We start from the raw sequence: 26,608 nt of genomic DNA, 5'->3' as shown, positions 1-26,608 counted from the left end.
TTAGTGAGGTTGCCGGTTTCCCATAGCGCGGGCGCCACGGCGCCTCGCCTGCTGCGCGGCTCTGACAGTCCGTGATGGAACCTGCAGAGCGGTATGATGGAACGTACACCCTTGTGTAAGGTTGCCAGTCCAATGCGGAGCAAAGAGGGCTCGGTGCCGTGGCTTTTCATGTCAGTCTTGTTGGTCGAAGTGACCTCAGCGGCGAGATCTACCGTCAGATCCGGCAGGCAATTCTGGACGGGCGCCTTCGGCCTGGAGAGCGGCTATCTCCCACGCGAGAACTGGCCGCCGCGCTCACGGTTGCGCGATCGACGGTGACGATTGCTTATGAAAGCCTTGTCGCGGAAGGATTCGCGACATCCCAAGCGGGCGCCGGGACGTTCGTCAGCCATCAGCTTGCGGCGAAACGTCCAGCATCGAAAACAAAGCGGTCGACAGTCCGCGCAGTTCGGGTGCGTGGCGTTTGGGAGACCATATTGCCTTCGACGGCCTTTGTCCGCGCGGCGGATTTCGACTTTAGAACCGGGCTTCCGGACGCTTCGTTGTTTCCACAGGGAGCCTGGCGGCGGGTCGTCTCCCGTGCCGTGCGCTCGCGCGAAATGGCGGCAGGCGTCTACGAGAATCCTGCTGGCAATCGGGAGCTGCGCGCGGCTATTGCTCGCCACATTGGCATCTCACGAAGCGTTTCCGGATCGCCCGACGACGTCATCGTGACTAATGGCACCCAACAGGCGCTCGACATCATCGCTCGCGTGCTCCTCGAGCCCGGCGATGTCGTTGCGATGGAAGATCCGGGCTATCAACCTCCAAAAGACTTGTTCAGGGCGCTGGGCACGCGCGTGATCGGTGTGCCGGTCGACAGCGAAGGTCTCGTCGTGGAGGCGCTGCCGGCCGAGGCAAGGGCCGTCTACGTGACGCCTTCGCATCAATATCCCCTCGGCGTGGCCATGAGCCTGTCGCGTCGACGCGCACTGCTTGCCTGGGCCGAGCGCAACAACGCGGTTGTCGTTGAGGACGACTATGATAGCGAGTTTCGCTTCGGTGGGCGTCCGCTCGAGCCGCTTCAGACCCTCGATACGACCGGTCGCGTTGTGTATGTCGGCACGTTTTCAAAGACGCTGCTGCCGACTCTCCGGCTGGGCTTTATGGTCGTGCCGCCGTCGCTGCAAGAGGCGGCGCAGAAGGCGAAGTTCGTCACCGATTGGCATACAGCGACAATAACGCAGAGCGCCCTCGCGTGGTTCATCGACGAGGGTGCGTTTGCACGCCACATTCGCAAGGTGAGCCGCACCTATAGCGAACGGCATGAGGCGCTGACCGCGGCGATCAAGAGCAACTTCGGCGATTATCTCGATCTTATTCCATCGAGCACCGGGCTGCATATCGCCGCCTACGCGCGAAGAGCGTCGGTTGATCATATTGATGCGATTGCATCAAGAGCCTTTGATCTCGGCGTCGCCATCCAAAGACTGTCGGCCTTCCAGGTGGACAGAAAACCTCCGGCCGGCATCATCCTGGGATATGGGGCGATCGAGACGGCACGGATTGCCGAAGGGCTGAGACGGCTGCGAAGTTGCTTCGATGAATGCGTGTCTCGACGCCCGAAAGCGGCGTGAGCGATGTCGCTTGAGGTGACGACACGCGACTCAGCAAATCCGATCAACAACAGTCCCGAGGCGCCGCCTGAATTGGACTGATTGATCATCCGCAAATTGGACCTTCCGTCATACCGCTTCGCTTTCTAACGTTGGGCCGCTGACGCGCGCGACGTGACCAGACGGCGACCTACGCGGAGAGCGATGCGATCGTGCGCGGGTGTGTTGGCCCGCCACGACGATGGCCGCTCGCGTTGGAACCGCAAGCAAGACCGTCGACGATCTCTCGTCATCGCACGAAGGCGTGAGACGTGAACGAACTCACACGCCAGCGACGTGCATGCCGATAGTTCTATCCGCGCATCCGCGCATCCGGAGGATTATCATGTCCGTTGTTGTCAATGCGCTCACGAATTGGAAGGAAGCCGTTGCATCCAGCCATCGTCGACTTGGATGGGGATTACGATTCCTAAGCTGGTGCGCTCGGTGTTCTGAGCGGTCGCGGCAGCGACAAGCCCTGGCGGAGCTCGATGATCATTTTCTCAAGGACATCGGCAAGACGCGGCAAGAGGCGATGGCCGAAGCAGCCAAGCCATTCTGGAAATGACGTCGTTCATCGGGCACTTGCTGCCGGCGGCGGCGTTAGGCTTGTTCGCCGCTATCCCGTTCGGCCCGATTGGCTTGATGTGCGTGCAGCGGACGCTGGCATTCGGAATCCGGTTTGGGATCGCGAGCGGCATGGGTGCGGCAACAGCCCACGGGATGTTCAGTAGCCTGGCCGTGGTGAGCGGGACCGCATTGACGCAGGTGACGCTCGCCCTGCATACGCCGCTGCGCATCACTGGAGGGATCGTGCTGGTCTTGATGGGCCTCAGAACCATTCTCGTGTCCACGGACACGGCGAATGGCTCGACATGCGGAGATCCGACATGCGGAGATTTGTTTTCGGCCTATACATCGACCCTGTTGATCGCTGCCGCCAACCCGATGACGATACTGCCGTATCTGGGCGTCACGTCCGCGCTGGAAACCGGCAAACCGTTGATCATTGGTTGCGCGCTGGCGACGCCCATCGGTGTGATGCTCGGCAGCGCATCCTGGTATCTCTTCCTCGCCCTCAGCACGAACACCATGTTTCGGAGCTTGCAGAAAGCCGCGCTGGATTGGTTCAACAAACTCACCGGGGTCCTCCTGATAGCCTTGGGAGCTTCGCTATGCGCCCGCATCGTCTGATGGCGACAGCAGAGAAAGGGCTGGCGCCATCGAACGACGTAGCTCTTCGTCTCGATGAAAAGAGGAAAGAGCCGTGGGCACCACGTATGACGGCTCCCCGGTATGACGACCGCGATCACGGTGACTGTTCGCGCTCCGACCCATTCTCGCCAGCGCCGAACCGCACGACCGCAGCGAACGACGGGGCCGCTCGCCAGTGGCGTCCCGGTGCAGGAGGCCGCGCTCCTACAAAAATACGGAAAACAACCCCATGCAAAGTAGCAGGTAGTCGCTGGCATGATGCCCGACCGACGGCGCGAAAACATTTGACACGTCGGGCAAATCAGCGGCACTACTCCATCATCGCGCAGACTAACGATGGGCCTGCTGTAACGTCGCCGACCCAACGCACTCAAGTAGCGATCATCGGCGGTGGGCCTGCCGGTCTGCTGCTGTCGCATATGCTCCACCGCGACGGAATCGACTCCCTTGTCCTGGAGCGGCAGAGCCGCGCGCATGTGCTAGAGCGTATCCGAGCGGGAGTGCTGGAGGCCGGCACGGTCGATCTCCTGCGGGCCATCGGGCTGGGCGAGCGCATGGATCGCGAGGGACATCCGCATGATGGATCGGCGATCGCCTGGGAAGGCAAGCCGCGCTTCTTCATCGACACGAAGAAGTACACGGGAAAGCGGATGATGGCCTATGGCCAGACCGAGATCACCAAGGATCTCTACGCGGCGCGAGACGCTGTCGGCGGCCCAATCATCGACGAAGTCAGCAACGTGGCGCTGCACGCCCTGACCTCCTCGAAGCCATACGTCACCTACGAAAAGGAAGGGCAGTCGCGCCGCATCGATTGCGACTACGTCGCCGGCTGCGATGGCTACCACGGCGTCAGCCGTGCTTCGATCCCTTCCGACGTGCTGCGCACCTTCGAGCGCAGCTATCCGTTCGGCTGGCTCGGCATCATGTCGGAGACGCCGCCGTATCCGGATCTTTGCTATTGCTACCACTCACGCGGCTTCGCACTCGCATCCATGCGTAATCCGATGCTCAGCCGCTACTACATCCAGTGCGATCTCGACGCGCGAATAGAGGACTGGCCGGACGACCGCTTCTGGGAGGAGCTCAAGGCGCGCTGCCCGAAGGACATGGCGGATTCGATTGTCGTCGGCCCCTCGATCGAGAAATCGATCGCGCCTCTGCGTAGCGTCGTGGCCGAGCCGATGCGTTATGGCTGCCTGCTATTGGCGGGCGACGCTGCGCACATCGTTCCGCCGACGGGCGCCAAAGGACTCAACCTCGCGGTGTCGGACGTCTTCTATCTCACACGCGCGCTGACCGAAACCCTGAAGAGCAGCCGCACGCACCATCTTGACCGCTATTCCGAAACGGCGCTGCGGCGCGTCTGGAACGCCGAACGCATGTCCTGGTGGCTGACCATGCTGATCCACCAGTTCCCCGACGAACCGCCCTTCGAACGGCGCTTGCGCGAAAACCAGTTCGATTACCTGCACGTCTCCGAGCACGTGCAGGCGTCCTTGGCCGAGCAATACGTCGGATTGCCCTTCGAAGGCTATTGAACAGGGCCTTTCGAACTTCTGCTCCTGGCCCTGACCGACCAACCTCTGCTTTCCACGTCGGCTGTCAGGGGGTAGACCGGAAATGGCTGAGGTATGGCCAAAACGGCGCGACCGGCGAGCAGGCTTGGGAAACTGTGCCCCGGCAGGCCGTCAGCATATATTTGGTCACAAGGAGGCGCGATATGGCGACAACAGCTACCCAAGTCGTTCTTGATACGCCGGCGGCGGAGTTCCGGCTTGCGGCCACCGACGGCAAGACTTACGCACTGGACGACGTTGCCGGCGAAAAAGGCACGGTCGTCGTCTTCATCTGCAACCATTGTCCCTATGTTAAAGCGGTGATCGACCGTATGGTTTCGGACGCCCGCGTGCTGATGTCGGAGAGCGTAGGCTTTGCGGCGATTTGCTCGAACGATGCGGCGAGCTATCCCGAAGACTCATTTGAGAATATGAAGCGTTTCGCGAAGGCCCATGATTTCCCGTTTCCATATCTCCACGACGAGACCCAGACTGTCGCTCGGGCGTATGGAGCGGTCTGTACGCCGGACTTCTTCGGTTACAATGCCGACCGCAAGCTCAAGTATCGCGGCCGGCTCGACGAAGGCCGCACAACTCCGCCTCGCGCGGGGGCGCCCCGAGAGCTTGTCGAGGCCATGCGTGCGATTGCGACCACCGGTGTGGTGCCGGCTGACCAAAAGGCGTCTATTGGCTGTTCGATCAAATGGAAGGACGAATAAAGCCGGTCGCGGGTTCCACCGGCGCCTCGAGGCAAACCGAAATTATTCAGTTGCGCATTTCCATCTCGCCGTCACGCTTGGGCACTAGGCACGGGCGGTGGTGCGGACGGGATCCAAGCTTCACTGTCCGCCGCTTGCGTACGACCACTACATGGAGCGAGAATCCGGCCTTCCTTGCCGGGCGCGAACGCTTCATTGAGGCATGCGGATGGCAGGGGTGCCTGAGGGATGACGTTCAAGGATACCCGTTCTGCTTATTGCAGCGCATGAGTCTGAAAAATGGCCCTTCGCGACATATTGCACCGCCAAACGATCTCGGTCGCTTACAAGGCAAAGCGGAAATCGACAGGCCGCCATCTATCACAGAGAGCGACGCTCGTGACCCTGAGCGGACATTGATCGGTCGCGCCGCAAAGGGCATCAACCGCGTAACAGCACGGCCTCCCGAATGGTCCGGTTCGAGCCTAGGACGGAGACGAGCCCCAGCGCCATCAGCAGCACGCCAAGCCAAGTTGCCGTCCAGCCCCGCCCGTCATCGACCGTCTCGGTGACGGGAAAGACTACCGGCGCGGCCGTAGGCACGGAGGCGGCGAGCGCGTCTCTAGCGGCCGGGGTAGCCGCCAGAAGCGTCTCCACGTCGACCTGGCGCGCCGTGCGATAGTCGGGGGTGAGCCGATCGATCAAGAGCTTTTCGGTGGGTGCCGGCGGCACGACGGCCGCAGCCCCCATAGCCGAGACGGGAGCAGCATCAACCACCTTGAGCTCGGGCGCGGGTCGCGTCGGCATAGACGTTTCCGCCGGTGCGGAGCGCAGCAGCTCCGCACGCGCATCCACGACGGCCTTGCGCTTGCGTTGCGTGCTCTCGTTCTCAGCGCGAGCGGCGACACGAGGCTTCGCCGCGCGATATCGAGGCTGCTTCTTCACCGCGACCTCCTCAGCGGCTTGGAACCAGCATTTGCGATGGCCATCGAAGCGATAGACCCAACGCGGGCCGGCCGTCGTCGACTTGCCAGGCCGCGGCAAGCACTCCTCTTCCGCGGCAGCGGGCGCTTGCTGGGGAGCGGCATTGAAATTGAAGAAGTCGGCAAAAGTATTCGAATACGCTGGCGATGCCGAGAGACCTGCGAGAATGACTAAAGCGGGAAAGCAAAATCGCAAATGACCGGACATGGGAACCTCCGGTGTTGCGCCCCCGCACGACCCTTGGCCGCGACCTGGGTCACAATGCGGCTCAAATCCGGCAACGCGGTGGATTCATTTGGGCCCGGAAAACCAGATCCGGGCCCAAGTGCCGGTCCTGCAGCTGCACGAAAGACATCCGAGGCGGCTTCTGGCCCATTTGCGAAGTCCAGGCGGACGCTGAGACGGTCCGCTTATCAGGGTGGACCGGAAGTGATTGGCCGACCTCTTAGCGCTGTTGACCCAAAGGAGACACTGACGCCTCGCTTCGATGGCCACTTCGGCTCGCGCGCGCGACCAAGACGGTTCAGTCTTCCGAGCGCAGCCCCGCTTCGATGCGCTGGATCAGCCGCTCCCGCAGCCCAGGCACCACGTTGCCGAGGACGACGAAGGTGCGGACGATGGGCAAATAAGGCTCCATTGCCGCCCTCAGCTCCGCGAGTGACATGCCGGCCAGCCGCGCATATTCGGATTGCGCCGCCGCATTGGTCGCGCGCGGCCGCTCTGGATTGTCGGCTATTTCGGGGGCGAGATCGAAAAGGATGACATGCAAAAACCCAAGATCGAGGGCGGCGGGCCCGCGCATTGCGAAGGTCCAGTCGACGAGCTTTGGGCCTTCCGCCGTCATGATCACGTTGCCGGGGCTAAGGTCGCAATGGCAAAGCCCGTCGCCGGTTGGCAGTCGATCGATCAGGGCGAGGATATCCGTGGCGATGTGCTTCGGGACCTTGCCGTCGTCGTGCCGCAACTCGCTCTCCATATACTCGCGCATGGAGAGGACCTCCGGCGGCGGGGACGTCTTGTGAAGAGACATGGCCAGAGCGGCGACGATCGCGCCCGCCTGTTCGAACGTCACCGCGCCGGTCCGCGAGAGATGCCACAGGGTCGGTCCGTCGAGGCGCTCCAGCACGATGCCGAAGCGCCCGTCCAGCGTCACCTCACCGAACACCGCCGGCACCGGGACGCCGGCGGCGCGCATGGCGCGGATCATGCGTACCTCGTGCCGGCCGAGCAGATGAGAGACGCCGGCCTTAAACAGCTTCACGACCTGACCGGGCGCCCAGGCGTAGGCTTCGGAGAAGGCGCCTTCACCGATCTTTTCCCCCAGCGATCCCTGCATGCCCGTTCTCCACCGTGCAGATGAAACACTGGCGGCGAGCAAAAAGGAACCCCTCCCGTCGCGAGGGCCGCCGTCCCAAGTCCGGTTGTGGCCCTTCGCGACATTTTGCGGCGTCGCAGCAATTCGGTCGCTTTGGGAGCGAAGCGGACCATCAGCGGCGGGTTTGCAGAACCGGATTTATGAGTACGCGCCCTAACCAGGACAGCACCCGAACTGACGAGCGCCGGTTCTGCTCTGCGTCAACGGCTTCCCGCCGATCTCGCGCTGTGCAGGAAGCTGCAGCACGGTTGCCGTTTGACCGGGGCGCAGCCTTGTAAGAGTCACGATCCTGCCGTTCGCAAACTCGAGGGCGTCGTGGTGCCTATCGCTCAGTTCCTGATTGATCTGCCTGAAGCGCGCGAGCCGCGTCCCAATGCTGCCGAACCGCATGCTGGGAAATAGCTCCGCAAACGGATGATCACTGACTGCGTCTTCGCTGAACACAAGTTCGGTACCCGGCGAGAGGCACACGGCAATTCCCGGCTCTCCGACCGCGGAGAAGCCCCGTGTCACGGTATTGGGAAACTTGCTCGTTATCAGCAATTCTCCCGACCTTGCAGCACGTGATTCGACGCAGTGCAGGCTGTAGTCGCACATTGAACCGCTCCCTTTTTGTATTTCTGTCCTCTGTGTGGACCTGCTGGGATGACTGAGGGATTCCGGTCCCACTACCTGCGAATGGCAGGTGGGACCTCGGGCTGATCAGGCATCTGACCTAAGGCCACATTCAATGAGTTCTCCCTTCCTTCGCGAAGCATGGCGAGCCGGATCGAAGAGCCTGGCGCCGTCGCATGGATCTTCTTGGTCAATTCTTTGGCGTTCTTGATCGGCTGCCCCTCCACCGCGGTGATCACGTCCCCGCGTCTCAATCCAGCCCTGGCAGCCGGACCGTCGTCCTGAACGCCGACTACGATCGCGCCGTGCAGATGGTTCACGCCGAGGCTGTCGGCAATGTCCGGAGTGACCGGTTGAACTTTGGCCCCTATCCATCCGCGCGTGACAGCGCCCTTGTCTTTCAGTTGCGATACCACGGCCTTGACAGTGTCTGCGGGGACCGCAAATGCAACGCCCACCGAACCTTCCGAGGATGAAAGGATCTTGCTGTTGACGCCGACGACGTCGCCGCTGGCATTAAAGTTCGGGCCGCCAGAATTGCCCTGGTTGATCGGCGCATCGATTTGGATGAAATCAGTCGCGGAGCCCGTTTCGATGTCGCGCTCGCGCGCTGAAACGATGCCGGCCGTGACCGTGCCTCCTAGCCCGAACGGGCTGCCAGCAGCCAACACCCAATCGCCGACGCGCGGCAGTTGATCGACGAGTTTTACATAACTGAAGTCGCTGCGCCCATCGACTTTGATCAGGGCGACATCAGTCAATGAATCCTTTCCTATGACTTTTGCAGAGTAGGTCTTGTTGTCATTGGTGCGGATCTCGGCCGTGTCGCCGTCTTCCACGACGTGACTGTTCGTCACGGCATAACCGTCCGCGGAGATGAAGAAGCCAGAGCCAAACGAGACCAGTTGATCACGGGCGTTCGGCGCTGGAATCTGCTTGTTCGGAGGCCCCTGATCAGGTGTACCGAACAATCGGTCAGGAAGGCCTTTGGAGGCAGCAGCTTTAGAGCTGACCCCAATCACGGCGGGTTCAACTCTTTCGGCGAGATCGGCGAAGCCGCCAGGTCCACCGCTATCTGTACGATCGGCAACCCGATGCAGCAACGTCGAGGGCTCGCCCGCGAAAGGAGTCTGCCCCCGCGTATCGATGGTCTGTGCCTGTGCAATGCTCGCGATCACCGCGATCACGGCGATGGTGCCGCCCATGACCGAAGTCCGACGGCAGCTCAAAGCTACACTTCCGTGAGCCATTTCCGCTTCCTTGTCATCGCCTCACCGCGGTTCTGGCGTCAGACGCTGGGGCGTTTAGCTCGCCGTCAGTTCCTGCGAGAGGCGCTCAGACGCTCGCGGCACTTGTGGGCCCAACAATCTGCCGCGCCGGCAGTTCCACTCGAGCCCACCGTGGATAAGGAACTCATCCCAAATGCCGGCAAACCGCCGACGACCGATCGCCTCGCCACCGAAAATCTCACATGGAAAATCCGACATGACTCCCAACGTGATCTGCCGTGCGGTCGCAGTTCCATCAGGAAGCGTGCGCTTGGCTTCACTATCATCCGTTCGTAGCGGCGTTAAATGAAACTTGCGGCGATCCTTCGCAACTTTCTTTGAACCATCGTCCCGTGTTAGGCTGCATCTATCAAGACAACCGAATTGAACCGAGCTGTGATCAAGGTCGAGCGAACCGGCGAAGGCGATCCACTTGAATTCGAGGTCACCGTCCGTGTGGGAAACGGCGAGACTCGCCATCACGTCACGATGGCAAGAGAGACTTGCGAACGATTGACGATGGGCACGCACACGCCCGAGCGGTGCATCGAAACAGCATTCCAATTCCTGCTTGATCGCGAGCCGCAGGAATCGATCCTGCGGCGTTTCGACATCACCGTGATCTCCCGTTACTTTTCCGAATTCGAGCGCGAACTGCCGTGCTACCTCTCTCGATCCTGACAGCTTCGGCAAAAGGGCAGAATTAGTAGCGGGAGCGCTACCGCCTTTCCCCACACCAACCGAACTTACGATATTCCTTCCGCTTCTCTGCATAGATCTCGGCCTCAGAGCTGAGATGTCACATCGACGGCTGCCCAAGTTGTATCTGGCGCTTCCTCGAGTCTGAAGATCGCCAACGACGCGCTGCCAACTCAGGCGCAATCTCTCGCGGCCGAGCGCGCAAATGCGTACCGTGGCGAAGGGTGCTGCCCTGAGAGCTAACCGCAACCGACAAAGAGCAGATATTGTGGGGTTGGCGCATTTCGCGCCTATCTGAGACCCTGTCGCAGTTCGTCGCACGGCAGTAACGGACTGGAGCGAAAACCAAGCCAGCAGCCCCGACGAACGCGGCGAGATCGACCCAGGCGAGGCGAAGCCCGCCCCCTCAAGATTATTGTACATACTGCAAATCGGCGGGTTACTATAGCGGATCAAAAGAGGCCGGAAGGGTCCGCAGATTCAGGCGACCACCGACGACGTGGAGGAGGAAACAGATGCGAATGTCACCGAGCTTCACCCTGCGCGCGGCCGTCGCCGCCTTCGTCATGCTGCTCACTGTCCCTGCATCTCTGGCGCAGCAGCCGATCAAGGTCGGCATTGTGACGCTGCTCTCCGGCCCGGCGGCCGGCCCGTTTGGCGTCCCGGCCCGCAACGCGGCCGAGCTCACCGCCGAGATGGTCAACGCCGGCACCGTGCCCGCGCCGTATACGCAGAAGGGCTTCGGCGGCACCCCGATCGAGCTCGTCATCATCGACGAGGCCGGCGGTCCGCAGAAGCAGGTGGCCGAATTTCGTAACCTTGCGCCGAGGGTCGATATTGTCATCGGCTATATCTCGAGCGGCGATTGCCTGGCGATCGCGCCGGTGGCCGAGGAGCTGAAGAAGCTCACGATCTTGTTCGACTGCGGTACGCCGCGCATCTTCGAAGACGCAAGCTACAAATATGTGTTCCGCACCGGCCCCACGGGCACGATGGATAACGTGTCTGTCGCGCTCTACCTGGTGGAACGAAATCCCAACGTAAAGTCGATTGCGGGCATCAACCAGAACTATGCCTGGGGCCAGGACTCATGGGCGGACTTCGAGAATGCCATGAAGACCCTGAAGCCCGGTATCGAGGTGAAGACCTCACAGATGCCAAAGCTCTTTGCGGGCCAGTTCGGCGCCGAGATCACCACGTTGCTCGGTAGTGGCGCAGAGGTGATCCATTCCAGCATGTGGGGCGGCGATCTCGAGGGTCTTGTGCTGCAAGGCGCACCGCGCGGCCTGTTCGAAAAGCACAAGGTGATTCTTTCGGCGGGCGAACCGGCGATCAACAGGCTCAGCACGCGTATTCCCGACGGAACCATCCTGGGGGCTCGCGGCCCCTTCGGACCATTCGCGCCCGATACTGAACTCGCGCGCTGGCTGAAGACGAACTACCAGGACCGGTACCAAGTGCCGCCGAACTATGCCTCCTTCAAGATAGCGCAGGCAATTCTGGGCGTGAAGGCCGCCTACGAGAAGGCGAAGGGCGCCGGCAGCGCGGCTCCCGATCAGGACAAGATCATCGCCGCGCTCGAGAACCTCACCTTCGAGGGTCCCGGCGGAACGGTGAAGATGTCACTTGGCAAGGGACACCAGGCGGTCATGGATGCCGCGGTTGGCACCACCAAGGTCGAGGGTGGTCAGCTCAAGATGGTCGATGTCGTCCGCTATCCCGCTGAGAAGGTGAACCCGCCGGATGGTGTGAAGAGCGAAGCCTGGATCAAGACCGGTCTCAAGAAATAACCTCGAAGGCGGCCGCTTGTTCGAGCCGCCGCCGCGGCGTCCCCGATGAGCAATATCCTGCCCGTAGTTTTCGATGGCATCGCATATGGGTCCTGGCTGTTCCTGATGTCGGCCGGGCTGACGCTGATCTATGGCGTCATGCGCATCCTCAACGTTGCGCACGGCAGCCTCTATGCACTCGGCGCCTACGCAGCGTGCTCGTTCGCCGGCGCGTGGCTTAACGGCGGACTGCCGGCGGCCGGCAGCTTCGGCATGCTGCTGCTTGCCGCCATTGTCGTCGGCGGCCTCGTAGGCCCGCTGCTTGAGCGCGGGCTCCTGCAGTGGATGTACGGCAAGGATGAGGTGGTCCTGGTGCTGGTCACCTATGCGGTCTTCCTCATCATGGAGGACGTGATCAAGCTGGTGTGGGGCGTCGACTCGCTGCTGCTGCCCGAGCCGTACGCCCTGCCGGGCAACTTTTCGCTCGGCGGCCTCGCCTACCCCGTCTACAACCTGCTGCTGATCGGTATGGCGCTTGTGACGGGGCTTGCGCTTGTGTGGGCGCTCTATCGCACGCGGCAGGGCAAGCTCCTGCTCGCCGTCATCCATGACCGCGAGATGAGCATGGCGATGGGCATCAACGTGAGCCGCTTCTATCTCGCGACCTTCACTGTCGGCGCGACGCTGGCGGCACTCGGCGGCGCGTTGACAGCACCCACGGTGGCCGTCACGCCGGGCATCGGGGTTGAAGTCATCGTGCTCGCTTTCGCCGTCGTCGTGATCGGCGGGCTCGGCAGTCTAGGCGGAGCGGCACTCGGCGCACTGCTTGTCGGCCTCGTACGCTCGGCGACGGTTCGCTACTGGCCGGAGGCCGAGCTGTTCTCGATCTATGCCGTGATGGCGATCGTGCTGATTGCGCGCCCGAAGGGACTGTTCGCGGTACAGGAGGCGCGCAAGATATGAAGGCTCTTGCCGCCGCTGCTGTTGCGTTCGCTCTCCTGATCGCGCTCGCCCTCCTGGCGCCGCAATGGCTCGTGTTCATGGCCATGCTCGCGCTCGCCAAAGGCGTCGTGGTGCTGGGACTTGTCGTCCTGATGCGTACCGGCCTGGTGTCTTTCGGACAGGGGCTATACTTCGGCATCGGCGCCTATGCGGCGGCCCTGCTCTCGCACCAATGGCATATTGCCGACGCGGCCGTGATGCTGCTCGCTGCGGCTGCGGCCGGCGGGCTGCTCGCCGCTCTGCTCGGCTTGCTGCTCGCCCGCTATCGCGACATCTTCTTCGCCATGCTGTCGCTCGCGCTCTCGATGATCCTGTACGGCCTTCTGGTGAAGAGTGCCGCTCTGGGAAGCACGGATGGGTTCAACCTGCATGCGCGGACATTCTTCGGCATTGCTTTCGCTTCCGGAATGGAGCGGCGCGTGTTCCTGATCGCCGGGTCTGCCTGCGCGGTCGTTGCCGCACTTATGGTGCACCGGCTGCTCGACGGACACTGGGGGCGACTAGCCTCTGCTGTGCGCGACAACGAGCTGCGCGTCTCCTATCTCGGCGCATCACCCTACCGGGTCGTGTACTTCAACTACCTGATCGCGGGCACGCTGGCAGGATTGGGCGGCGCGCTGGCAGCATTGGCCGTCGGTCATGTCGATCCCGAGACAACCTATTGGACCACCTCCGGTGAATTCGTGTTCATCGCCATCCTCGGCGGGACGCAGAGCATCATGGCCCCGTTCGTGGCGGCGGCCATCTTCGAGACGCTGCGTACGATCGCGAGCCAATACGCTCCCAATGTGTGGCAGATGTCGCTTGGGCTCGCCATGCTTGCCATCATTATGTTCCAGCCGGCCGGCCTGTGGTCGCTCGCCGAGCGGTGGCGGAGATCCGCATGAATGCCGTCCTGACCGCGGAAGGACTGAAGAAGAGTTTCGGAGCCGTCACGGCCGCCGCCAACATCAGCCTTGCGTTCGACGCCGATACCGTTGTCAGCTTGATCGGCGCCAACGGGGCCGGCAAGACGACCTTCCTAAACATGGTGACGGGCTATCTCAAGCCCGACAGCGGACGCGTCGTGTTCGACCGACGCAACATCGTCGGCTTGAGCCCGCGCCAGATCACCAAGCTCGGGGTCTCGCGCTCGTTCCAGGTTCCGCAGTTGTTCCAGACGCTCAATGTGCGCGACAACCTGCTAATCGCTGAGAGCATCGCCGGAGCAAACGATCCGCAGGCGGCGACTGATGCGGCGCTCGCGCGGTTCGCGCTTAAGCCCTACGCGCACCAGCAGGCCGGGTTGCTGCCGGAGGGGATCCGCAAGCTTCTCGACGTCGCGATGGCACTGTCCAGCCGCTCCAAGCTGCTCCTTCTCGACGAGCCCACGAGCGGCGTCTCCGCTGATGAGAAGTTCGCCATTATGGACGTCGTGATGGGCGCGGCACGCGAGGCGGGCGTGACCGTGATTTTCGTCGAGCACGACATGGACATCGTCGGCCGCTTCGCGGGGCGCGTGGTGGCGTTCTACGACGGCGGCATCATCGCGGATGGCACACCCGACACCGTGCTGCGCGCGGACAGCGTTCGCCGCTACGTGATAGGCGACGAGGTACCCCATGCTGCGGCTTGAGGGAGTGTCTGTTTCCATCGGTGCGGTAGCGATCCTGCGCGCTGTCGACCTCGACGTCGGCATCGGCGAGTTCGTGGGCCTGATCGGCCGCAATGGAGCGGGCAAGACTACCCTGTTGCGCACCATTATGGGACTGCTGCCGCCGGCATCGGGAAAGCTCGACTTCGAGAGCAGGGAGCTGTCCGGCCTGCCGACACACCGCCGCGCGGAGTTCGGGATCGGCTACATGCCGGAGGACCGCCGGCTCGTGCCGGGTCTCACGGCGGAGGAAAACATTCTGCTGCCGGCATGGGCCGCCGACGCACAAGCCCCTGCGGCGAGGCTCGCGCACATCTACGAGGCCATCCCCGAGCTGACGGCGCTGCGCGCCCGGAAGGCATTGCAGCTCTCGGGCGGCCAGCAGAAGCTGGTGGCACTGGGCCGGGCGTTGATGGTCGGGAGCAAGCTTCTCCTGCTCGACGAGCCGTTCGAGGGCGTGGCGCCGGTGCTGGCACGGCGCCTGGCCGAGGTGATCTCAGGGCTGCGCAAGTCGGGGTTGTCGGTCGTTCTCTCTGAATCGAGCATGACGCACGCCCACGGCCTCCTCGATCGCGTGTTCGCAATCGACCGGGGATCGGTTAGCGTGAGGAGCTGAACATACTTGGCAGGAAACGCGCATGGCTCGGCAGTGTGTCGGCGCTGCGATGGCGGAGCTCTCAGTGGAGGAATTGCACAACGGATAAAACGATTGGCTATCGCGACGATGTGCTACCATCTCGCGAACAGGATCGCAGGCAATCGTAGAAAATCGTACGAATGGTAGCGGGGGAGGGACTCGAACCCCCGACCCCAGGATTATGATTCCCGTGCTCTAACCAGCTGAGCTACCCCGCCACGGCATCGCGGTGGCGGCAGGCAATGCCGCGGTCGCGAACGCGCGGCATATAAGGAGCGCCTCGACGACCTGTCAAGCAAAGCGAGCCGTCCGGGCAAGCATCTGCAAAATTGTGCTATTTCGGCCGGATTGACGGGTCGCCGCCGGGACTGCCGGGCGGCGGAATCACCGGCGTCTTGCCATCTTCCGGCGTGGGCGCATGGATTTCGGGATCGACGCCCGGTGGCGGACACAATACGCCCTCCGAGCGGGCGAGCTTGTCGCCGAGCGGCTCGGTCCGCTGACCGGTGGTCGTTCCTTCCCGCCCCTTCCCCTCCGGAACCGTCGCGCCGGAATTCGGCGCCGGCTGCATCGGGGCGCAATTGACGTTGGCGGCGCGGTCGGGCGATGGCGGTGCGGTCTGGGCGGGCGGCGTCGCCGGGCTGGGCGGGGCCTGAGCGCCCGCCATACTCGTAGCCGCCATCAACACACATGAGAGAAGAAGTGCCCGATGCATTGCCATGTTGGAAAAACGGTCCGCGCGCGCGGAGGTTCCGCAGTTACTTCGCCGCTTTTTTGTTTGACGCGTTTTCTTGAGCGAAAACGCTATGCGCTTCACGATTTCCGAAAACGGATCAGCGAAAAATGTCCCATCGGCGGCATCGGCCGCCGCTCGGTCAAGGTGACGCCGCCATGTTTGGCGGCCCAGTTGGTCAGGCGTTCCCACGGAAATTCCGGCCGCCAGCCCAGCCGCCGCGCCAGTGGCGCGAACGCCAGTTCGAACGCGCGGCGCGGACCGGCTTCGGCGCCGATGTGATTGACCAGGATGAGTTCGCCGCCGGGCTTCAGCACGCGGATGAAATCATCCAGCGTGCGTTCCGGATCCGGCACCGCCGTGATGACATATTGCGCCACCACCGCATCGAAGAACGAATCCGGAAACGCCAGGTTCTTGGCGTCCATCACCGCAAGCGCTTCGACATTGGTGAGGCCGAACTCGCGCACGCGCTTGAGCGCCCGCCGCAGCATTGGCTCGGAAATGTCGACGCCGCACAATTTCGTGTTGCGCGAATATTCAGACAGCGACAGCCCGGTACCGACGCCGACGTCGAGAACACGTCCGCCGATCTTGTCGGCCTCCGCAATGGTCGATCGGCGGCCCTCGTCGAACACCTTGCCGAAAACCAGATCGTAGATCGGCGCCCAGCGCCCATAAGCTTTTTCGACCCCCTCGCGGTCGATGTCCCCAGCCATTCCCTCTGCCCCGATTTTTTTCTTAAGTGCGCATCACCTCGGCGAGCGGCGCGGCCTTTTCCTGCGCCCCTCCCCTCGTCACCGGATGGCGTGCGGTCGCGCTCCTGATGAATCCGCCGCCGAGCACGCGCGCCTGTCCCGCAGGCGCATCGTAGAATACACAGGCCTGGCCGGGCGAGACGCCCTCCTCGCCAGCAACGAGTTCGACCTCATAACCGCCATCGGCCGCGCGCAGCCAGGCCGGCTGCGGCGCGCGCGTCGAGCGCACGCGCACGAACATCTCGATGCCGTCGCCGATGACGCGGTCGAGCGCGCCGTCGCCGATCCAGTTGACGTCGCGCAGCAGGATGCGATCCATCCGCAACGCCTCGCGCGGCCCCACCACGACGCGGCGGCTGCTGGCATCGAGCTTGACGACATAGAGCGGCGCGCCGGCTGCAATGCCCAGGCCCTTGCGCTGGCCGACGGTGAAATGAACGATCCCTTGATGGCGGCCGATTGTACGGCCCTCGAGATCGACGATGTCGCCGGGCTCGATCGCGCCGGGCTTGAGGCGGCCGATGACGTCGGTGTAGCGCCCGGTCGGCACGAAGCAGATGTCCTGGCTGTCCTGCTTTTCGGCGACTTCGAGGCCGAAGCGCCGCGCCAGTTCGCGCGTCTGCGGCTTGGTCATGTCGCCGAGCGGAAAGCGTAAGTACTCGAGCTGCTCGCGCGTGGTCGCGAACAGGAAATAGCTCTGGTCGCGATCGGAATCCGCCGCGCAGACCATTGCGCGCGATCCGTCGGCAAGCCGGCGCGAGGCGACATAATGTCCGGTCGCGAGCGCCTGCGCGCCGAGTTCACGCGCGGTCGCCAAGAGATCGCGAAACTTGATCGAGCGGTTGCACTCGATGCACGGCACCGGCGTTTCGCCGAGCGCGTAGCTGTCGGCGAAATTGTCGATCACGGATTCGCGGAAGCGGCTTTCGTAGTCGAGCACGTAATGCGGAATGCCGATCCGCTCCGCCACGTTGCGGGCGTCGTGGATGTCCCGTCCCGCGCAGCAGGCCCCCTTGCGATGGGTGGCAGCGCCGTGGTCGTAAAGCTGCAGCGTGATCCCGACCACGTCATAGCCTTCGGACTTCAGCAAGGCAGCCGTCACCGACGAATCGACGCCGCCGGACATGGCGACCACGATCCGTGTGTCCTGAGGACGGCCTTCGAGATCCAAACTGTTTCGCATGCCAGGGGTCATCGACTTCAATCGCGAACGCGCCATGGCGGTTCGCGGCCAGGGATTTAAAAAGCCTTTATGCATAAGGCCTTAAGGCGCAATTCGGCCATACCGGGCCGGATCGGACGCCGCTCCTTAATATAGGCCGTATTCCCGTGAAGCAATCAGCCGATCCCCATTTTGGAGCTTGCCCAGGGCGGCAAATCTTGCCGCCGGGCAGAAAGGGCGGCCGTGATCACGCTCAGTATTCCGAGCGCCATCTTTCTAAGTATTTGAAATAACAAGATATTTTTTGCAGCAGCGGCTGGCCCGGTCCTTGCTGAATGGTAGCCGAGAGCTCAGCGCGAGGGTTATCGTGGTTAGTGTCACGTCAGACGTATCGGCAAATGCATCTTTCCAGAGCGCGGCGGCGAGGTCCGCCCGGCCGGATTCCGACCCGCCCGCCGGAAACGACAGCTTCGCGGCGCTGGTCGACAGCAACACGGCCGCAAGGCACAACGACCGCGCGCAGGACACAGCACCCTCCCCGCGCCGCTCCGACGACGCGCAATCAGCTTCCGACAACCGTTCGCGCGACGGCGCCGCCGCATCCGACAAGGCCGACAAGGCCGCGCGCACCGATTCGAATAATCGCGACGCCGCGGCCAAGATGCGCGACGACAAGGCACGGGACGACAAGACACGCGACGACGGCAAGGTCGACACCAACGCCGATGCCGAGACCAAGTCCGCAAAGACCGGCCGCGCCAAATCGGCGTCCGACGCACCGAAGTCCGAGAAGGCTACGTCCGACGAAGCGACGCAGGCTTCTTCCGGAGACGCCTCGACCGATCAGACCGAACTGGCGCAGGATGGAACGGCCGTGGTAACGGCCGACGCGATTGCCGCCGCCATCCCTGCGACCGCAGCGCCGGCGACGACGGCCTCCGCCGCACCCGCGACCGATAAGGCGACCGCGCCGCTTGCCATCGCGGCGGCTGCGATCGCGGCCTCCGCTTCGCTCGCCGCCGAGACCGCGCCAACCAGTCCCGCCGGTGAAAGCGCCGAAGCGACCTCTACCACGACCGCGAACGCGAACGCTGGGCAAGGGGACGGTACCAAGACCAACGCGCAGGGCATCGGTCAGGCCGTGAGCGCCAAGGCCACATCCGCCGATCCGTCGGTCACAACCGGCATCGCGCAGGCCGCTTCCGTGGTTGCAGCGACACCCGCCGCCACCAAATCGGCCGTGCCGCTCAAGAGCCCAGATCTGGCCAGGAAAAGCGCGACGACGGCGGTCGCGCCAGAGAACACGGCTGGCACCACCGCCGCTGCTGCACCCGCAGCGCCTGCCGCTGACACCATCGTGCCCGCCGTCACGCCGCCAACCGAAGCCACAGGCAAGCTTAAGTCCGAGAATGGCATCGCCGAGACCGTGAAGGCCGATGCCTCGAGCAATTCCATCGCGCCGTCGGCCGCCAACGCCAACACGCATTTTGCCGCCCCAGATGTCGTCGGCCAGACGCCGGTCAACACGTCCGGCAACGGCCTGCAGGCCGCCGGCACGATCCAGACGCAGCAACCCGCCGCTTCCATCACGACGGCGGCTGCCGCTACCCAACTTACCGCCACGGCAGCAACAAGCGCGGCGGTGCCGGTCAGCGGGCTTGCGATGGAAATCGCCGCTTCCGCCAAGAGTGGCAAGACCCGCTTCGAAATCCGGCTCGATCCCGCTGAACTCGGCCGCATCGACGTCCGCATCGATGTCGATCGCCACGGCCAGGTGACGTCGCATCTGACTGTCGAACGGCCGGAAACGCTGTCGATGCTGCGTCAGGACGCCAACCAGTTGCAGCGCGCACTCGACAACGCCGGCCTCTCCACCGGCAATGGTGGCCTGCAGTTCAGCCTGCGCGACCAGTCTTCGCAGGGCCAGAACGACGGCAACCAATCCAATTCCAACGCCCACCGTCTGGTGGTGAGCGAAGAAGACAACGTTCCGGCCGTGGTCGCCGGCCGCAGCTACGGTCGCATGCTCGGTTCGAGCGGCGGCGTCGATATCAGGGTTTAAGGAGATCGCCATGGCAGTCGATGCAACCATGCCGACAACGGTCGTCTCGGCGCCGGGAACCGGCAGCGCGACGAGCAACAACACCGCGTCGGAGAGGACGACGGGAATTGCGGATAATTTCCAGACCTTCCTGACGCTGCTGACCACACAGTTGCAGCACCAGAACCCGCTCGATCCGCTCGACACCAACCAGTTCACCCAGCAGCTCGTGCAGTTCGCCGGCATCGAGCAGCAGCTCAAATCGAACGAGCAGTTGAAGGCGCTGGTGGAAATCGAGAAGAGCGCCCAGGCGACGCAGGCGCTGGTCTATGTCGGCAACACGGTCGCCGTCGATGGCAGCAAGGCGCAGTTCGACAAATCGGCAACGTGGAATTTCAATTCCGAGAAAGACACCAGCGCGACGATCACGATCACCAATTCGGCGGGACAGACGGCCTATACCGGCAACTATACGCTGAAGAAGGGCGGCTCCAGTTTCGTCTGGGACGGCAAGGGCAATGACGGCGTGCAGTGGCCGAAGGGCACCTACACGTTAACCGCGACCGGCAAGGACAGCTCGGGCAACAACGTCGCAATCTCCACCGAAGTCCAGGGCATCGTCGATTCAGTCGATCTCAGCGCCTCTCCGCCGCTGCTGTCGATCGGCGGCCAGAGCTACACGACCGACAAAATCAAGCGCGTGGTCCGTCCGAGCTCCTCCAGCTAAGCCCAGCCCACTCGCCTCGGTTGATCCGCTACTCCCGGCCCGGCAATCCCTGATTGTACGCAAAAGCGTCACAGGGAACCGGGCCGGAGCCATTTTCGGTCATTTTCAAGGAGATTCGCATTGAAGCCGTAGGCTTAGGCAAATTTTAAGCCGAGGGGCGTAGGTTACTATGGTGAGTTCAGTGGTTGAGAGTTTGTGAGTACGCCATGACAGAACCCCATCGCCCGAGGGTGAAATACGTCATCGGGCCTGACGGCAGTCCGTTAACAATTGCTGACCTGCCCGCGCCAGGCACCAAACGGTGGGTGATCCGCCGCAAAGCCGAAGTTGTCGCCGCGGTTCGTGGTGGCCTGCTCTCCCTTGAGGAAGCCTGCAGCCGCTATACGCTGACCGTCGACGAATTCCTGTCCTGGCAGTTTTCCATCGACCAGCATGGCCTGGCAGGCCTGCGGACCACCCGGATCCAGCAATATCGGCAGTAAACTCTCCCGGACCGAAAGATTTGATGAAAACCGGCTTCGTTTTGCGAAGCCGGTTTTTTTCATGCTGGAACTATTCGCGGCGGCTTTAAGGGTTGTTAACCATATGGAAACCATCCCCTAGGCAATAATTGCCCAGTCGGTCCCTCGGGCCGAATCCTTGGGGGCGGTTGGTGCAAAGTCTCGTTGCTTTCCTGAAAGGCCTGGGCGCAGCGCGGCTGATGGCCATGGTTGCAGTGACGACGGCGCTAATCGGCTTCTTCGCCTTCGTCATCATGCGTGTCACCACGCCGCAGATGACCACCCTGTTCACCGACCTCTCCTTCGAAGATTCCTCCAGCATCATCAAGGATCTTGAACGCCAGGCGATTCCCTTCGAGCTGCGCAACGAAGGCGCGGTCATCATGGTCCCGAAGGACAAGGTCACGCGGCTGCGGATGAAGCTGGCCGAAAGCAACCTGCCCAAGGGCGGTGGCGTCGGCTACGAAATTTTCGACAAGTCCGATGCGCTGGGCACCACGAGCTTCGTCCAGAACATCAACCATCTGCGCGCGCTGGAGGGCGAACTTGCCCGCACCATCCGCGCCATCGACCGCATCCAGGCCGCCCGCGTCCACCTGGTGCTGCCGGAACGGCCGTTGTTCGCCCGCGAGGCGCCCGAACCGTCGGCTTCGATCGTGGTGCGGGTGCGCGGCAGCCTCGAACCCCAGCAGATCCGCGCCATCCGCCACGTCGTCGCCTCCGCCGTCAACGGACTGAAGCCGCAGCGGGTGTCGATCGTCGACGAAGCCGGCCGGTTGCTGGCCGACGGCGCCAGCAAGGACCCCGAGATCGCCGTCGGCGACGAGCGCCGCACCGCCTTCGAGAAGCGCATGCGCAACGAAGTCGAGGCAATCGTCTCCTCGGTGGTGGGCCAGGGTCGCGCCCGCGTCCAGCTCACCGCCGACTTCGACTACAACAAGGTCACCCAGACTTCCGACAAGTTCGATCCCGAGGGCCGCGTACTGCGCTCCACCCAGACCCGCGAGGAATCTTCCCTCACTGCCGAGAACAACGGCCAGGTAACGGTCAACAACGAACTGCCCGGCAATCAAGCCAACACCACGCCGGCGGCCCGCGACCAGAGCAAGAAGAGCGAGGAGACCAACAACTACGAGATCTCCCGCACCACCAAGACCGAGGTCACCGAGGCCGGACGGGTCAACCGGATCTCGGTCGCGGTGCTGGTCGACGGCGCCTACACCAAGAACGAAAAAGGCGAAATGGTCTATCAGGACCGCAGCAAGGAGCAGCTCGACCGCATCGCCACGCTGGTGCGCTCGGCGATCGGCTTCGACCAGAAGCGGGGCGATCAGGTCGAGGTCGTCAATCTCCGCTTTGCCGAAGCGCCCTCCGTGCCACCGGTCGTCGAGCCGGGCGGGCTTCTCGGCATGCTGCAGTTCACCAAGGACGACGTCATGTACGTCATCGAGCTCGGCGTCATGATGCTGCTCGGCCTCGTGGTGCTGTTCCTGGTGATCCGCCCGCTGGTCAAGCGCATCCTGGCCGCCGAAGTCGTTCCCGCGCTGTCCCAACCGACGCCCGCATTGATCGAGGGCAGCGGTCCAAACGGAGAACTCGGGCCCAATCAGGCCCTGATCGCCGGCACCAGCGGCACCGCCCAGTTGATCGACGTCGCGCAGGTTCAGGGCCAGGTCCACGCCCAGGCCGTGCACAGGGTCGGCGAACTGGCCGAACGTAATCCGAACGAGACCGCCTCCATTGTTCGCCAATGGCTGAGCGAACCCGCCGAGAGCTAACATGGCCGCTGTACCGCAAACCTCAAACGCCAACGACATCACCACCGTCATCTCGGCGCTGGCGAGCCGTCAGAGCAACCGGCCCAAGGGCAAGCCGTTGAGCGGCCCGAAGCGCGCCGCCATCCTGATGCTGGCGCTGGGCGAGCAATATGGCGGCAAGGTGTGGTCGCTGCTGGACGATGACGAGGTGCGCGAACTTTCGATCCACATGTCGACGCTCGGTACCGTCGAGGCCGATGTCGTGGAAGACCTGCTGCTCGAATTCGTCTCGCGGATGTCGGCCTCCGGCGCTCTGATGGGCACCTTCGACGCCACCGAACGGCTATTGCAGCAATATCTGCCCTCCGAGCGCGTCAGCGGCATCATGGATGAAATTCGCGGCCCCGCCGGCCGCAACATGTGGGAGAAGCTCTCCAACGTGCAGGAAGAGGTGCTCGCCAACTATCTCAAGAACGAATACCCGCAGACCATCGCGGTGGTGCTGTCGAAGCTGAAGCCGGAGCATGCCGCCCGCGTGCTGGCGATCCTGCCCGAGGATCTCGCCCTCGATGTGGTCGGCCGCATGCTGAAGATGGAAGCGGTGCAGAAAGAAGTCATTGAGCGCGTCGAGCAGACGCTGCGCACCGAATTCATGTCCAACCTGTCGCAAACCCGCCGCCGCGACGCCCACGAGGTGATGGCCGAAATCTTCAACAATTTCGACCGCCAGACCGAGACCCGCTTCATCACCTCGCTGGAAGAGGAGAACCGCGAATCCGCCGAGCGCATCAAGGCGCTGATGTTCACCTTCGACGACCTGATCAAGCTCGATTCCGCCTCGGCCCAGACGCTGATGCGCAACGTCGACAAGGACAAGCTCGGCATCGCGCTCAAGAGCGCCAATGAAGAGGTGCGCGCCTTCTTCCTCGGCAACATGTCCTCGCGCGCCGGCAAGATGCTGCTGGACGACATGGCCGCGATGGGACCGGTGCGGCTGCGAGATGTCGACGAGGCGCAGGCGCTGCTCGTTAACCTCGCCAAGGATATGGCCGCCAGGGGTGAAATCACCCTGACCAAGAACCGCGCCGACGACGAATTGGTGTACTGATGGCTGCACCCGCAAAATTCCTGTTCGACACCGACTTCGCAGCGCCCGACAGGACGCGCGAGCGTGCCGCCACGGCCGCCGAGATCGCGCAGAAGGTCGCGGAGGCCGAGGCACGTGCCTACCGCGCCGGCTATGAAGCGGCCCAGCACGAGGCCAAAGTCGAGAGCGACCGCCGCTCGGCGCTGGCGCTGGAAGAGATCGGCATCGCCATCAAGGGCATCGCCACGCGTTTCTCCGGCATCGAGGCCAGGATGGAAACCGAGGCCGTCGATGTCGCGGTCGCCGTGGCGCGCAAGCTGTGTAGCGAGCTGATCGCCCGCGAACCGCTCGGCGAGGTCATGGCGCTGGTCAGCGACTGCTTCTCGCATCTGGTCGCCACCCCGCATCTCGTCGTCCGCATCAACGACCAGCTCTACGAGGCCGCCCGTGAGAAGATCGAACGTCAGGCGGCCCAAAGCGGCTTCGAGGGCCGGCTGGTGATCCTGGCCGAGCCCGGCATCGCCACCGGCGACTGCCGGATCGAATGGGCCGACGGCGGCGTCGTGCTGGAGCGCGCGGCCATCGAAGCGAAGATCAGCGAACTCGTCGGGCGCTATCTGGCGTCCCGCGATCAGGCCGCAATGTGAAGGCCATGAGGATTGAACCATGAGTGACACCGACGCACAGGTACCGCTACCCGATCTCAACGCCGCGGATGCGCCGCCGGTCGACGATCTCGCCTACAACGAAGACGAAAATGCCTCGCGCATCGCCGCCGACCTCGAGGCCGTATTCGACGTGCCCGTGCAGGTCTCGGCCGTGCTCGGCCGCTCCAAGATGGACGTCGGGGAGCTGTTGAAGCTCGGACCCGGCACCGTGCTCGAACTCGACCGCCGCGTCGGCGAAGCCATCGACATCTACGTCAACAACCGCCTAGTGGCGCGTGGCGAAGTCGTGCTGGTCGAAGACAAGCTCGGCGTGACCATGACGGAAATCATCAAGGCGGAACGCAACTAACAATTTTGGCGATACGCGCGTGAGGCGCGAACAGACGGACAGGAGACAGACATGCGGCTTCTCATCGTTGGCACATTGAAGGGCCAGCTCACGACCGCCACCAAGATCGCGATGGAAAACGGGGCTTCGGTGACCCATGCCGAGGCGACCGAACAGGCGATGGCCGTGCTGCGCGGCGGCAAGGGCGCCGACCTGCTGCTGGTCGACGTCGCCCTCGATATCCGCGACCTCGTGATGCGGCTCGAAGCCGAACATATTCACGTGCCGATCGTGGCCTGCGGCATCTCCAACGATGCCCGCGCCGCGGTCGCCGCGATCCACGCCGGCGCCAAGGAATACATCCCGCTGCCGCCGGATCCGGAACTGATCGCCGCCGTGCTCGCCGCCGTCGCCAATGATTCGCGTGATCTGGTCTATCGCGATGAAGCCATGGGCAAGGTGATCAAGCTGGCGCAGCAGATCGCGGGCTCCGACGCCTCCGTGATGATCACTGGCGAATCCGGAACCGGCAAGGAAGTGCTGGCGCGTTATGTCCATACCCGCTCGACCCGCGCCAAGCGGCCGTTCATCTCGATCAATTGCGCGGCAATTCCCGAACACCTGCTGGAATCCGAACTGTTCGGCCACGAGAAGGGCGCCTTCACCGGCGCGGTCGCCCGCCGCATCGGCAAGTTCGAGGAAGCCACTGGCGGTACGCTGCTGCTCGACGAAATCTCGGAAATGGACGTGCGGCTGCAATCCAAACTGTTGCGCGCGATCCAGGAACGCGTCATCGACCGCGTCGGCGGCACCAAGCCGGTGCCGGTCGACATCCGCATCATCGCGACCTCGAACCGCAACCTCGCAGACGCTGTGCGCGAAGGCACCTTCCGCGAGGATCTGCTGTTCCGCCTCAACGTCGTCAACCTGAAGATCCCGCCGCTGCGTGACCGTCCGGCCGATATCCTCGAGCTGGCGCAGCACTTTGCCAAGAAATACGCCGACGCCAACGGCGTGCCGCTGCGTCCCATTTCCGCCGATGCGCGGCGGGTGCTGACATCAAACCGCTGGCAGGGCAACGTTCGCGAGCTGGAAAACACCATCCACCGTTCGGTGCTGATGGCGCAGGGGGACGAGATTGGGCCTGAGGCCATCCTGACCCCCGATGGCGACCGCCTCGACCTCGCCAAGACCGCGCCTGCCGTGGCCCACGCCACCTTTGCCGCCGAACAGGTGACCCGTGCTCTCGTCGGCCGCACCGTCGCGGACGTGGAGCGCGATCTGATCCTGGAGACGCTGAAGCACTGCCTCGGCAATCGCACCCATGCCGCCAACATCCTCGGCATATCGATCCGCACGCTGCGCAACAAGCTGAACGAATATGCCGACGGCGGGATACCGATTACGCCGGCGGGCTCCGGCGACAGTCAGCGGTTTGTCGTGGCGGGGTAAAGCGCAAAGCGACGATGATCGCGTCTCCGTCATTCCGGGATGGTCCGAAGGACCAGACCCGGAATCTCGAGATTCCGGGTTCGATGCTGCGCATCGCCCCGGAATGACGGCATCTACGAATAACTCGGCGCATCGGGCTTACGGAAAATGTGAATGGGATCGCCGGGCTGCAGGTCGCGCCCGGTGAAAGCAGCATAGGCATACAGCGCGAGATAGGCGATCGCGAGCGCGCCGATGCCGTAGAAAACCCAAGTAGCCAATCGCTTCATCAGATAGCCGTACCGCGTTGCGTCATCGGCCGAGGCTA

At 63.2% G+C, this 26,608-nt stretch carries 26 protein-coding genes and 1 tRNA gene; 19 read left to right on the top strand and 8 right to left on the bottom strand.

The genetic code is table 11. The features are described from left to right. Nucleotides 1–158: 158 nt before the first annotated feature. From pdxR to YUO_RS0123465, 5 genes are all read left to right on the top strand, one after another. A complete protein-coding gene (gene pdxR, locus YUO_RS41445; RefSeq protein ID WP_051379600.1) occupies nt 159–1,616 on the top strand; it encodes a MocR-like pyridoxine biosynthesis transcription factor PdxR in 1,458 nt (485 codons plus the stop codon). A 364-nt stretch (nt 1,617–1,980) separates the two neighbouring features. Then, nucleotides 1,981–2,202, top strand: coding sequence for a DUF1127 domain-containing protein (locus YUO_RS44925; RefSeq protein ID WP_083754687.1), 222 nt, complete (start codon nt 1,981–1,983; stop codon nt 2,200–2,202). Then, complete coding sequence (locus tag YUO_RS0123475) at nt 2,199–2,828, top strand: LysE family translocator (protein WP_028349478.1); 630 nt, start codon at nt 2,199–2,201, stop codon at nt 2,826–2,828. Before YUO_RS44925 ends, YUO_RS0123475 begins: the two co-directional genes overlap by 4 nt. Before the next feature lie 341 nt (nt 2,829–3,169). Further along, nucleotides 3,170–4,390, top strand: a complete 1,221-nt coding sequence (gene pobA / locus YUO_RS0123470) for a 4-hydroxybenzoate 3-monooxygenase (RefSeq protein WP_051379607.1) — start codon at nt 3,170–3,172, stop codon at nt 4,388–4,390. Nucleotides 4,391–4,572: 182 nt separating this feature from the next. After that, on the top strand, nt 4,573–5,127 hold the full coding sequence (locus YUO_RS0123465) for a thioredoxin family protein (protein ID WP_028349476.1): 555 nt from the start codon (nt 4,573–4,575) through the stop codon (nt 5,125–5,127). A 420-nt stretch (nt 5,128–5,547) separates the two neighbouring features. On the opposite strand, the gene YUO_RS0123460 is transcribed toward YUO_RS0123465, so the two are convergent. The 3 genes from YUO_RS0123460 to YUO_RS41440 all read right to left on the bottom strand — a co-directional run bounded on the left by YUO_RS0123460 (nt 5,548) and on the right by YUO_RS41440 (nt 9,285). Next, the gene (locus tag YUO_RS0123460) at nt 5,548–6,297 is read right to left on the bottom strand and encodes a hypothetical protein (protein WP_028349475.1); all 750 of its coding nucleotides are present in this window, start codon (nt 6,295–6,297) and stop codon (nt 5,548–5,550) included. Between the two features lie 316 nt (nt 6,298–6,613). Continuing rightward, on the bottom strand, nt 6,614–7,426 hold the full coding sequence (locus tag YUO_RS0123455) for an aminoglycoside phosphotransferase family protein (protein ID WP_028349474.1): 813 nt from the start codon (nt 7,424–7,426) through the stop codon (nt 6,614–6,616). Between the two features lie 707 nt (nt 7,427–8,133). Continuing rightward, nucleotides 8,134–9,285: a S1C family serine protease gene (locus tag YUO_RS41440; RefSeq protein ID WP_051379599.1), complete on the bottom strand. Its 1,152-nt coding sequence runs from the start codon at nt 9,283–9,285 to the stop codon at nt 8,134–8,136. Nucleotides 9,286–9,744: 459 nt separating this feature from the next. Here YUO_RS41440 and YUO_RS47255 point away from each other — a divergent pair, with 459 nt between their 5' ends. The 6 genes from YUO_RS47255 (at nt 9,745) to YUO_RS0123415 (ending at nt 15,067) form a co-directional block, all read left to right on the top strand. Further along, the gene (locus YUO_RS47255; protein WP_028349472.1) at nt 9,745–10,029 is read left to right on the top strand and encodes a hypothetical protein; all 285 of its coding nucleotides are present in this window, start codon (nt 9,745–9,747) and stop codon (nt 10,027–10,029) included. 533 nt (nt 10,030–10,562) lie between these two features. Beyond that, entirely contained in the window at nt 10,563–11,837 is a 1,275-nt protein-coding gene (locus YUO_RS0123435; protein ID WP_156908731.1) for an ABC transporter substrate-binding protein, read from the top strand. A gap of 45 nt (nt 11,838–11,882) precedes the next feature. Next, entirely contained in the window at nt 11,883–12,779 is an 897-nt protein-coding gene (locus YUO_RS0123430) for a branched-chain amino acid ABC transporter permease (RefSeq protein WP_028349470.1), read from the top strand. Further along, nucleotides 12,776–13,705 carry a branched-chain amino acid ABC transporter permease gene (locus tag YUO_RS0123425; protein WP_028349469.1) on the top strand — a complete coding sequence of 310 codons (930 nt, stop codon included), beginning with the start codon at nt 12,776–12,778 and terminating at the stop codon, nt 13,703–13,705. Before YUO_RS0123430 ends, YUO_RS0123425 begins: the two co-directional genes overlap by 4 nt. Then, on the top strand, nt 13,702–14,433 hold the full coding sequence (locus YUO_RS0123420; RefSeq protein WP_028349468.1) for an ABC transporter ATP-binding protein: 732 nt from the start codon (nt 13,702–13,704) through the stop codon (nt 14,431–14,433). The genes YUO_RS0123425 and YUO_RS0123420 overlap by 4 nt, the downstream gene beginning before the upstream one ends. Beyond that, the gene (locus tag YUO_RS0123415; protein WP_028349467.1) at nt 14,420–15,067 is read left to right on the top strand and encodes an ABC transporter ATP-binding protein; all 648 of its coding nucleotides are present in this window, start codon (nt 14,420–14,422) and stop codon (nt 15,065–15,067) included. Before YUO_RS0123420 ends, YUO_RS0123415 begins: the two co-directional genes overlap by 14 nt. A 162-nt stretch (nt 15,068–15,229) precedes the next feature. Here YUO_RS0123415 and YUO_RS0123410 read toward each other — a convergent pair. The 4 genes from YUO_RS0123410 to mnmA all read right to left on the bottom strand — a co-directional run bounded on the left by YUO_RS0123410 (nt 15,230) and on the right by mnmA (nt 17,762). After that, a tRNA-Met gene (locus tag YUO_RS0123410) sits at nt 15,230–15,306 on the bottom strand. Between the two features lie 116 nt (nt 15,307–15,422). Continuing rightward, nucleotides 15,423–15,809 (bottom strand): hypothetical protein, encoded by a 387-nt coding sequence (locus YUO_RS0123405; RefSeq protein ID WP_028349466.1) that lies wholly within the window; start codon nt 15,807–15,809, stop codon nt 15,423–15,425. 92 nt (nt 15,810–15,901) lie between these two features. Further along, nucleotides 15,902–16,540, bottom strand: coding sequence for a class I SAM-dependent methyltransferase (locus tag YUO_RS0123400; protein WP_028349465.1), 639 nt, complete (start codon nt 16,538–16,540; stop codon nt 15,902–15,904). A 22-nt stretch (nt 16,541–16,562) separates the two neighbouring features. Further along, complete coding sequence (mnmA, locus tag YUO_RS0123395; protein ID WP_083754686.1) at nt 16,563–17,762, bottom strand: tRNA 2-thiouridine(34) synthase MnmA; 1,200 nt, start codon at nt 17,760–17,762, stop codon at nt 16,563–16,565. Between the two features lie 346 nt (nt 17,763–18,108). Here mnmA and YUO_RS0123390 point away from each other — a divergent pair, with 346 nt between their 5' ends. The 8 genes from YUO_RS0123390 (at nt 18,109) to flbD (ending at nt 26,301) form a co-directional block, all read left to right on the top strand. Next, nucleotides 18,109–19,803, top strand: coding sequence for a flagellar hook-length control protein FliK (locus YUO_RS0123390; RefSeq protein ID WP_028349463.1), 1,695 nt, complete (start codon nt 18,109–18,111; stop codon nt 19,801–19,803). 10 nt (nt 19,804–19,813) lie between these two features. Further along, nucleotides 19,814–20,509: a flagellar hook assembly protein FlgD gene (locus YUO_RS0123385; RefSeq protein ID WP_028349462.1), complete on the top strand. Its 696-nt coding sequence runs from the start codon at nt 19,814–19,816 to the stop codon at nt 20,507–20,509. Nucleotides 20,510–20,715: 206 nt separating this feature from the next. Beyond that, complete coding sequence (gene sciP, locus YUO_RS0123380) at nt 20,716–20,991, top strand: CtrA inhibitor SciP (RefSeq protein WP_002714638.1); 276 nt, start codon at nt 20,716–20,718, stop codon at nt 20,989–20,991. A 170-nt stretch (nt 20,992–21,161) separates the two neighbouring features. Continuing rightward, nucleotides 21,162–22,787 carry a flagellar basal-body MS-ring/collar protein FliF gene (fliF, locus tag YUO_RS0123375; protein WP_028349461.1) on the top strand — a complete coding sequence of 542 codons (1,626 nt, stop codon included), beginning with the start codon at nt 21,162–21,164 and terminating at the stop codon, nt 22,785–22,787. A 1-nt stretch (nt 22,788) separates the two neighbouring features. Beyond that, nucleotides 22,789–23,874 (top strand): flagellar motor switch protein FliG, encoded by a 1,086-nt coding sequence (gene fliG / locus YUO_RS0123370; RefSeq protein WP_028349460.1) that lies wholly within the window; start codon nt 22,789–22,791, stop codon nt 23,872–23,874. Then, nucleotides 23,874–24,500: a FliH/SctL family protein gene (locus YUO_RS0123365; RefSeq protein WP_028349459.1), complete on the top strand. Its 627-nt coding sequence runs from the start codon at nt 23,874–23,876 to the stop codon at nt 24,498–24,500. Before fliG ends, YUO_RS0123365 begins: the two co-directional genes overlap by 1 nt. Nucleotides 24,501–24,519: 19 nt before the next feature. Beyond that, nucleotides 24,520–24,870, top strand: a complete 351-nt coding sequence (gene fliN / locus YUO_RS0123360) for a flagellar motor switch protein FliN (protein ID WP_028349458.1) — start codon at nt 24,520–24,522, stop codon at nt 24,868–24,870. 51 nt (nt 24,871–24,921) lie between these two features. Continuing rightward, entirely contained in the window at nt 24,922–26,301 is a 1,380-nt protein-coding gene (gene flbD / locus YUO_RS0123355) for a sigma-54-dependent transcriptional regulator FlbD (protein ID WP_028349457.1), read from the top strand. Between the two features lie 113 nt (nt 26,302–26,414). On the opposite strand, the gene YUO_RS47250 is transcribed toward flbD, so the two are convergent. Beyond that, nucleotides 26,415–26,570 (bottom strand): hypothetical protein, encoded by a 156-nt coding sequence (locus YUO_RS47250; RefSeq protein WP_028349456.1) that lies wholly within the window; start codon nt 26,568–26,570, stop codon nt 26,415–26,417. Nucleotides 26,571–26,608 lie beyond the last annotated feature (38 nt).

The sequence above is a fragment of the Bradyrhizobium murdochi genome (assembly GCF_000472965.1).
GTDB lineage: Bacteria > Pseudomonadota > Alphaproteobacteria > Rhizobiales > Xanthobacteraceae > Bradyrhizobium > Bradyrhizobium murdochi.
Note: the sequence above shows the minus strand (reverse complement) of the source record. Positions and strands in the feature narration are given on the sequence as shown.

Coding starts and splice junctions, on each gene's coding strand:
- YUO_RS0123365 (WP_028349459.1), top strand. CDS start 23,874: ATGGCTGCACCCGCAAAATTCCTGTTCGACACCGACTTCGCAGCGCCC.
- YUO_RS0123400 (WP_028349465.1), bottom strand. CDS start 16,540: ATGGCTGGGGACATCGACCGCGAGGGGGTCGAAAAAGCTTATGGGCGC.
- YUO_RS0123405 (WP_028349466.1), bottom strand. CDS start 15,809: ATGGCAATGCATCGGGCACTTCTTCTCTCATGTGTGTTGATGGCGGCT.
- YUO_RS0123460 (WP_028349475.1), bottom strand. CDS start 6,297: ATGTCCGGTCATTTGCGATTTTGCTTTCCCGCTTTAGTCATTCTCGCA.
- YUO_RS0123415 (WP_028349467.1), top strand. CDS start 14,420: ATGCTGCGGCTTGAGGGAGTGTCTGTTTCCATCGGTGCGGTAGCGATC.
- YUO_RS0123425 (WP_028349469.1), top strand. CDS start 12,776: ATGAAGGCTCTTGCCGCCGCTGCTGTTGCGTTCGCTCTCCTGATCGCG.
- flbD (WP_028349457.1), top strand. CDS start 24,922: ATGCGGCTTCTCATCGTTGGCACATTGAAGGGCCAGCTCACGACCGCC.
- YUO_RS0123465 (WP_028349476.1), top strand. CDS start 4,573: ATGGCGACAACAGCTACCCAAGTCGTTCTTGATACGCCGGCGGCGGAG.
- fliG (WP_028349460.1), top strand. CDS start 22,789: ATGGCCGCTGTACCGCAAACCTCAAACGCCAACGACATCACCACCGTC.
- YUO_RS0123455 (WP_028349474.1), bottom strand. CDS start 7,426: ATGCAGGGATCGCTGGGGGAAAAGATCGGTGAAGGCGCCTTCTCCGAA.
- YUO_RS0123385 (WP_028349462.1), top strand. CDS start 19,814: ATGGCAGTCGATGCAACCATGCCGACAACGGTCGTCTCGGCGCCGGGA.
- YUO_RS0123420 (WP_028349468.1), top strand. CDS start 13,702: ATGAATGCCGTCCTGACCGCGGAAGGACTGAAGAAGAGTTTCGGAGCC.
- YUO_RS0123475 (WP_028349478.1), top strand. CDS start 2,199: ATGACGTCGTTCATCGGGCACTTGCTGCCGGCGGCGGCGTTAGGCTTG.
- sciP (WP_002714638.1), top strand. CDS start 20,716: ATGACAGAACCCCATCGCCCGAGGGTGAAATACGTCATCGGGCCTGAC.
- YUO_RS0123430 (WP_028349470.1), top strand. CDS start 11,883: ATGAGCAATATCCTGCCCGTAGTTTTCGATGGCATCGCATATGGGTCC.
- mnmA (WP_083754686.1), bottom strand. CDS start 17,762: ATGCGAAACAGTTTGGATCTCGAAGGCCGTCCTCAGGACACACGGATC.
- fliN (WP_028349458.1), top strand. CDS start 24,520: ATGAGTGACACCGACGCACAGGTACCGCTACCCGATCTCAACGCCGCG.
- YUO_RS0123435 (WP_156908731.1), top strand. CDS start 10,563: ATGCGAATGTCACCGAGCTTCACCCTGCGCGCGGCCGTCGCCGCCTTC.
- YUO_RS44925 (WP_083754687.1), top strand. CDS start 1,981: ATGTCCGTTGTTGTCAATGCGCTCACGAATTGGAAGGAAGCCGTTGCA.
- YUO_RS41440 (WP_051379599.1), bottom strand. CDS start 9,285: ATGGGCGGCACCATCGCCGTGATCGCGGTGATCGCGAGCATTGCACAG.
- YUO_RS47250 (WP_028349456.1), bottom strand. CDS start 26,570: ATGAAGCGATTGGCTACTTGGGTTTTCTACGGCATCGGCGCGCTCGCG.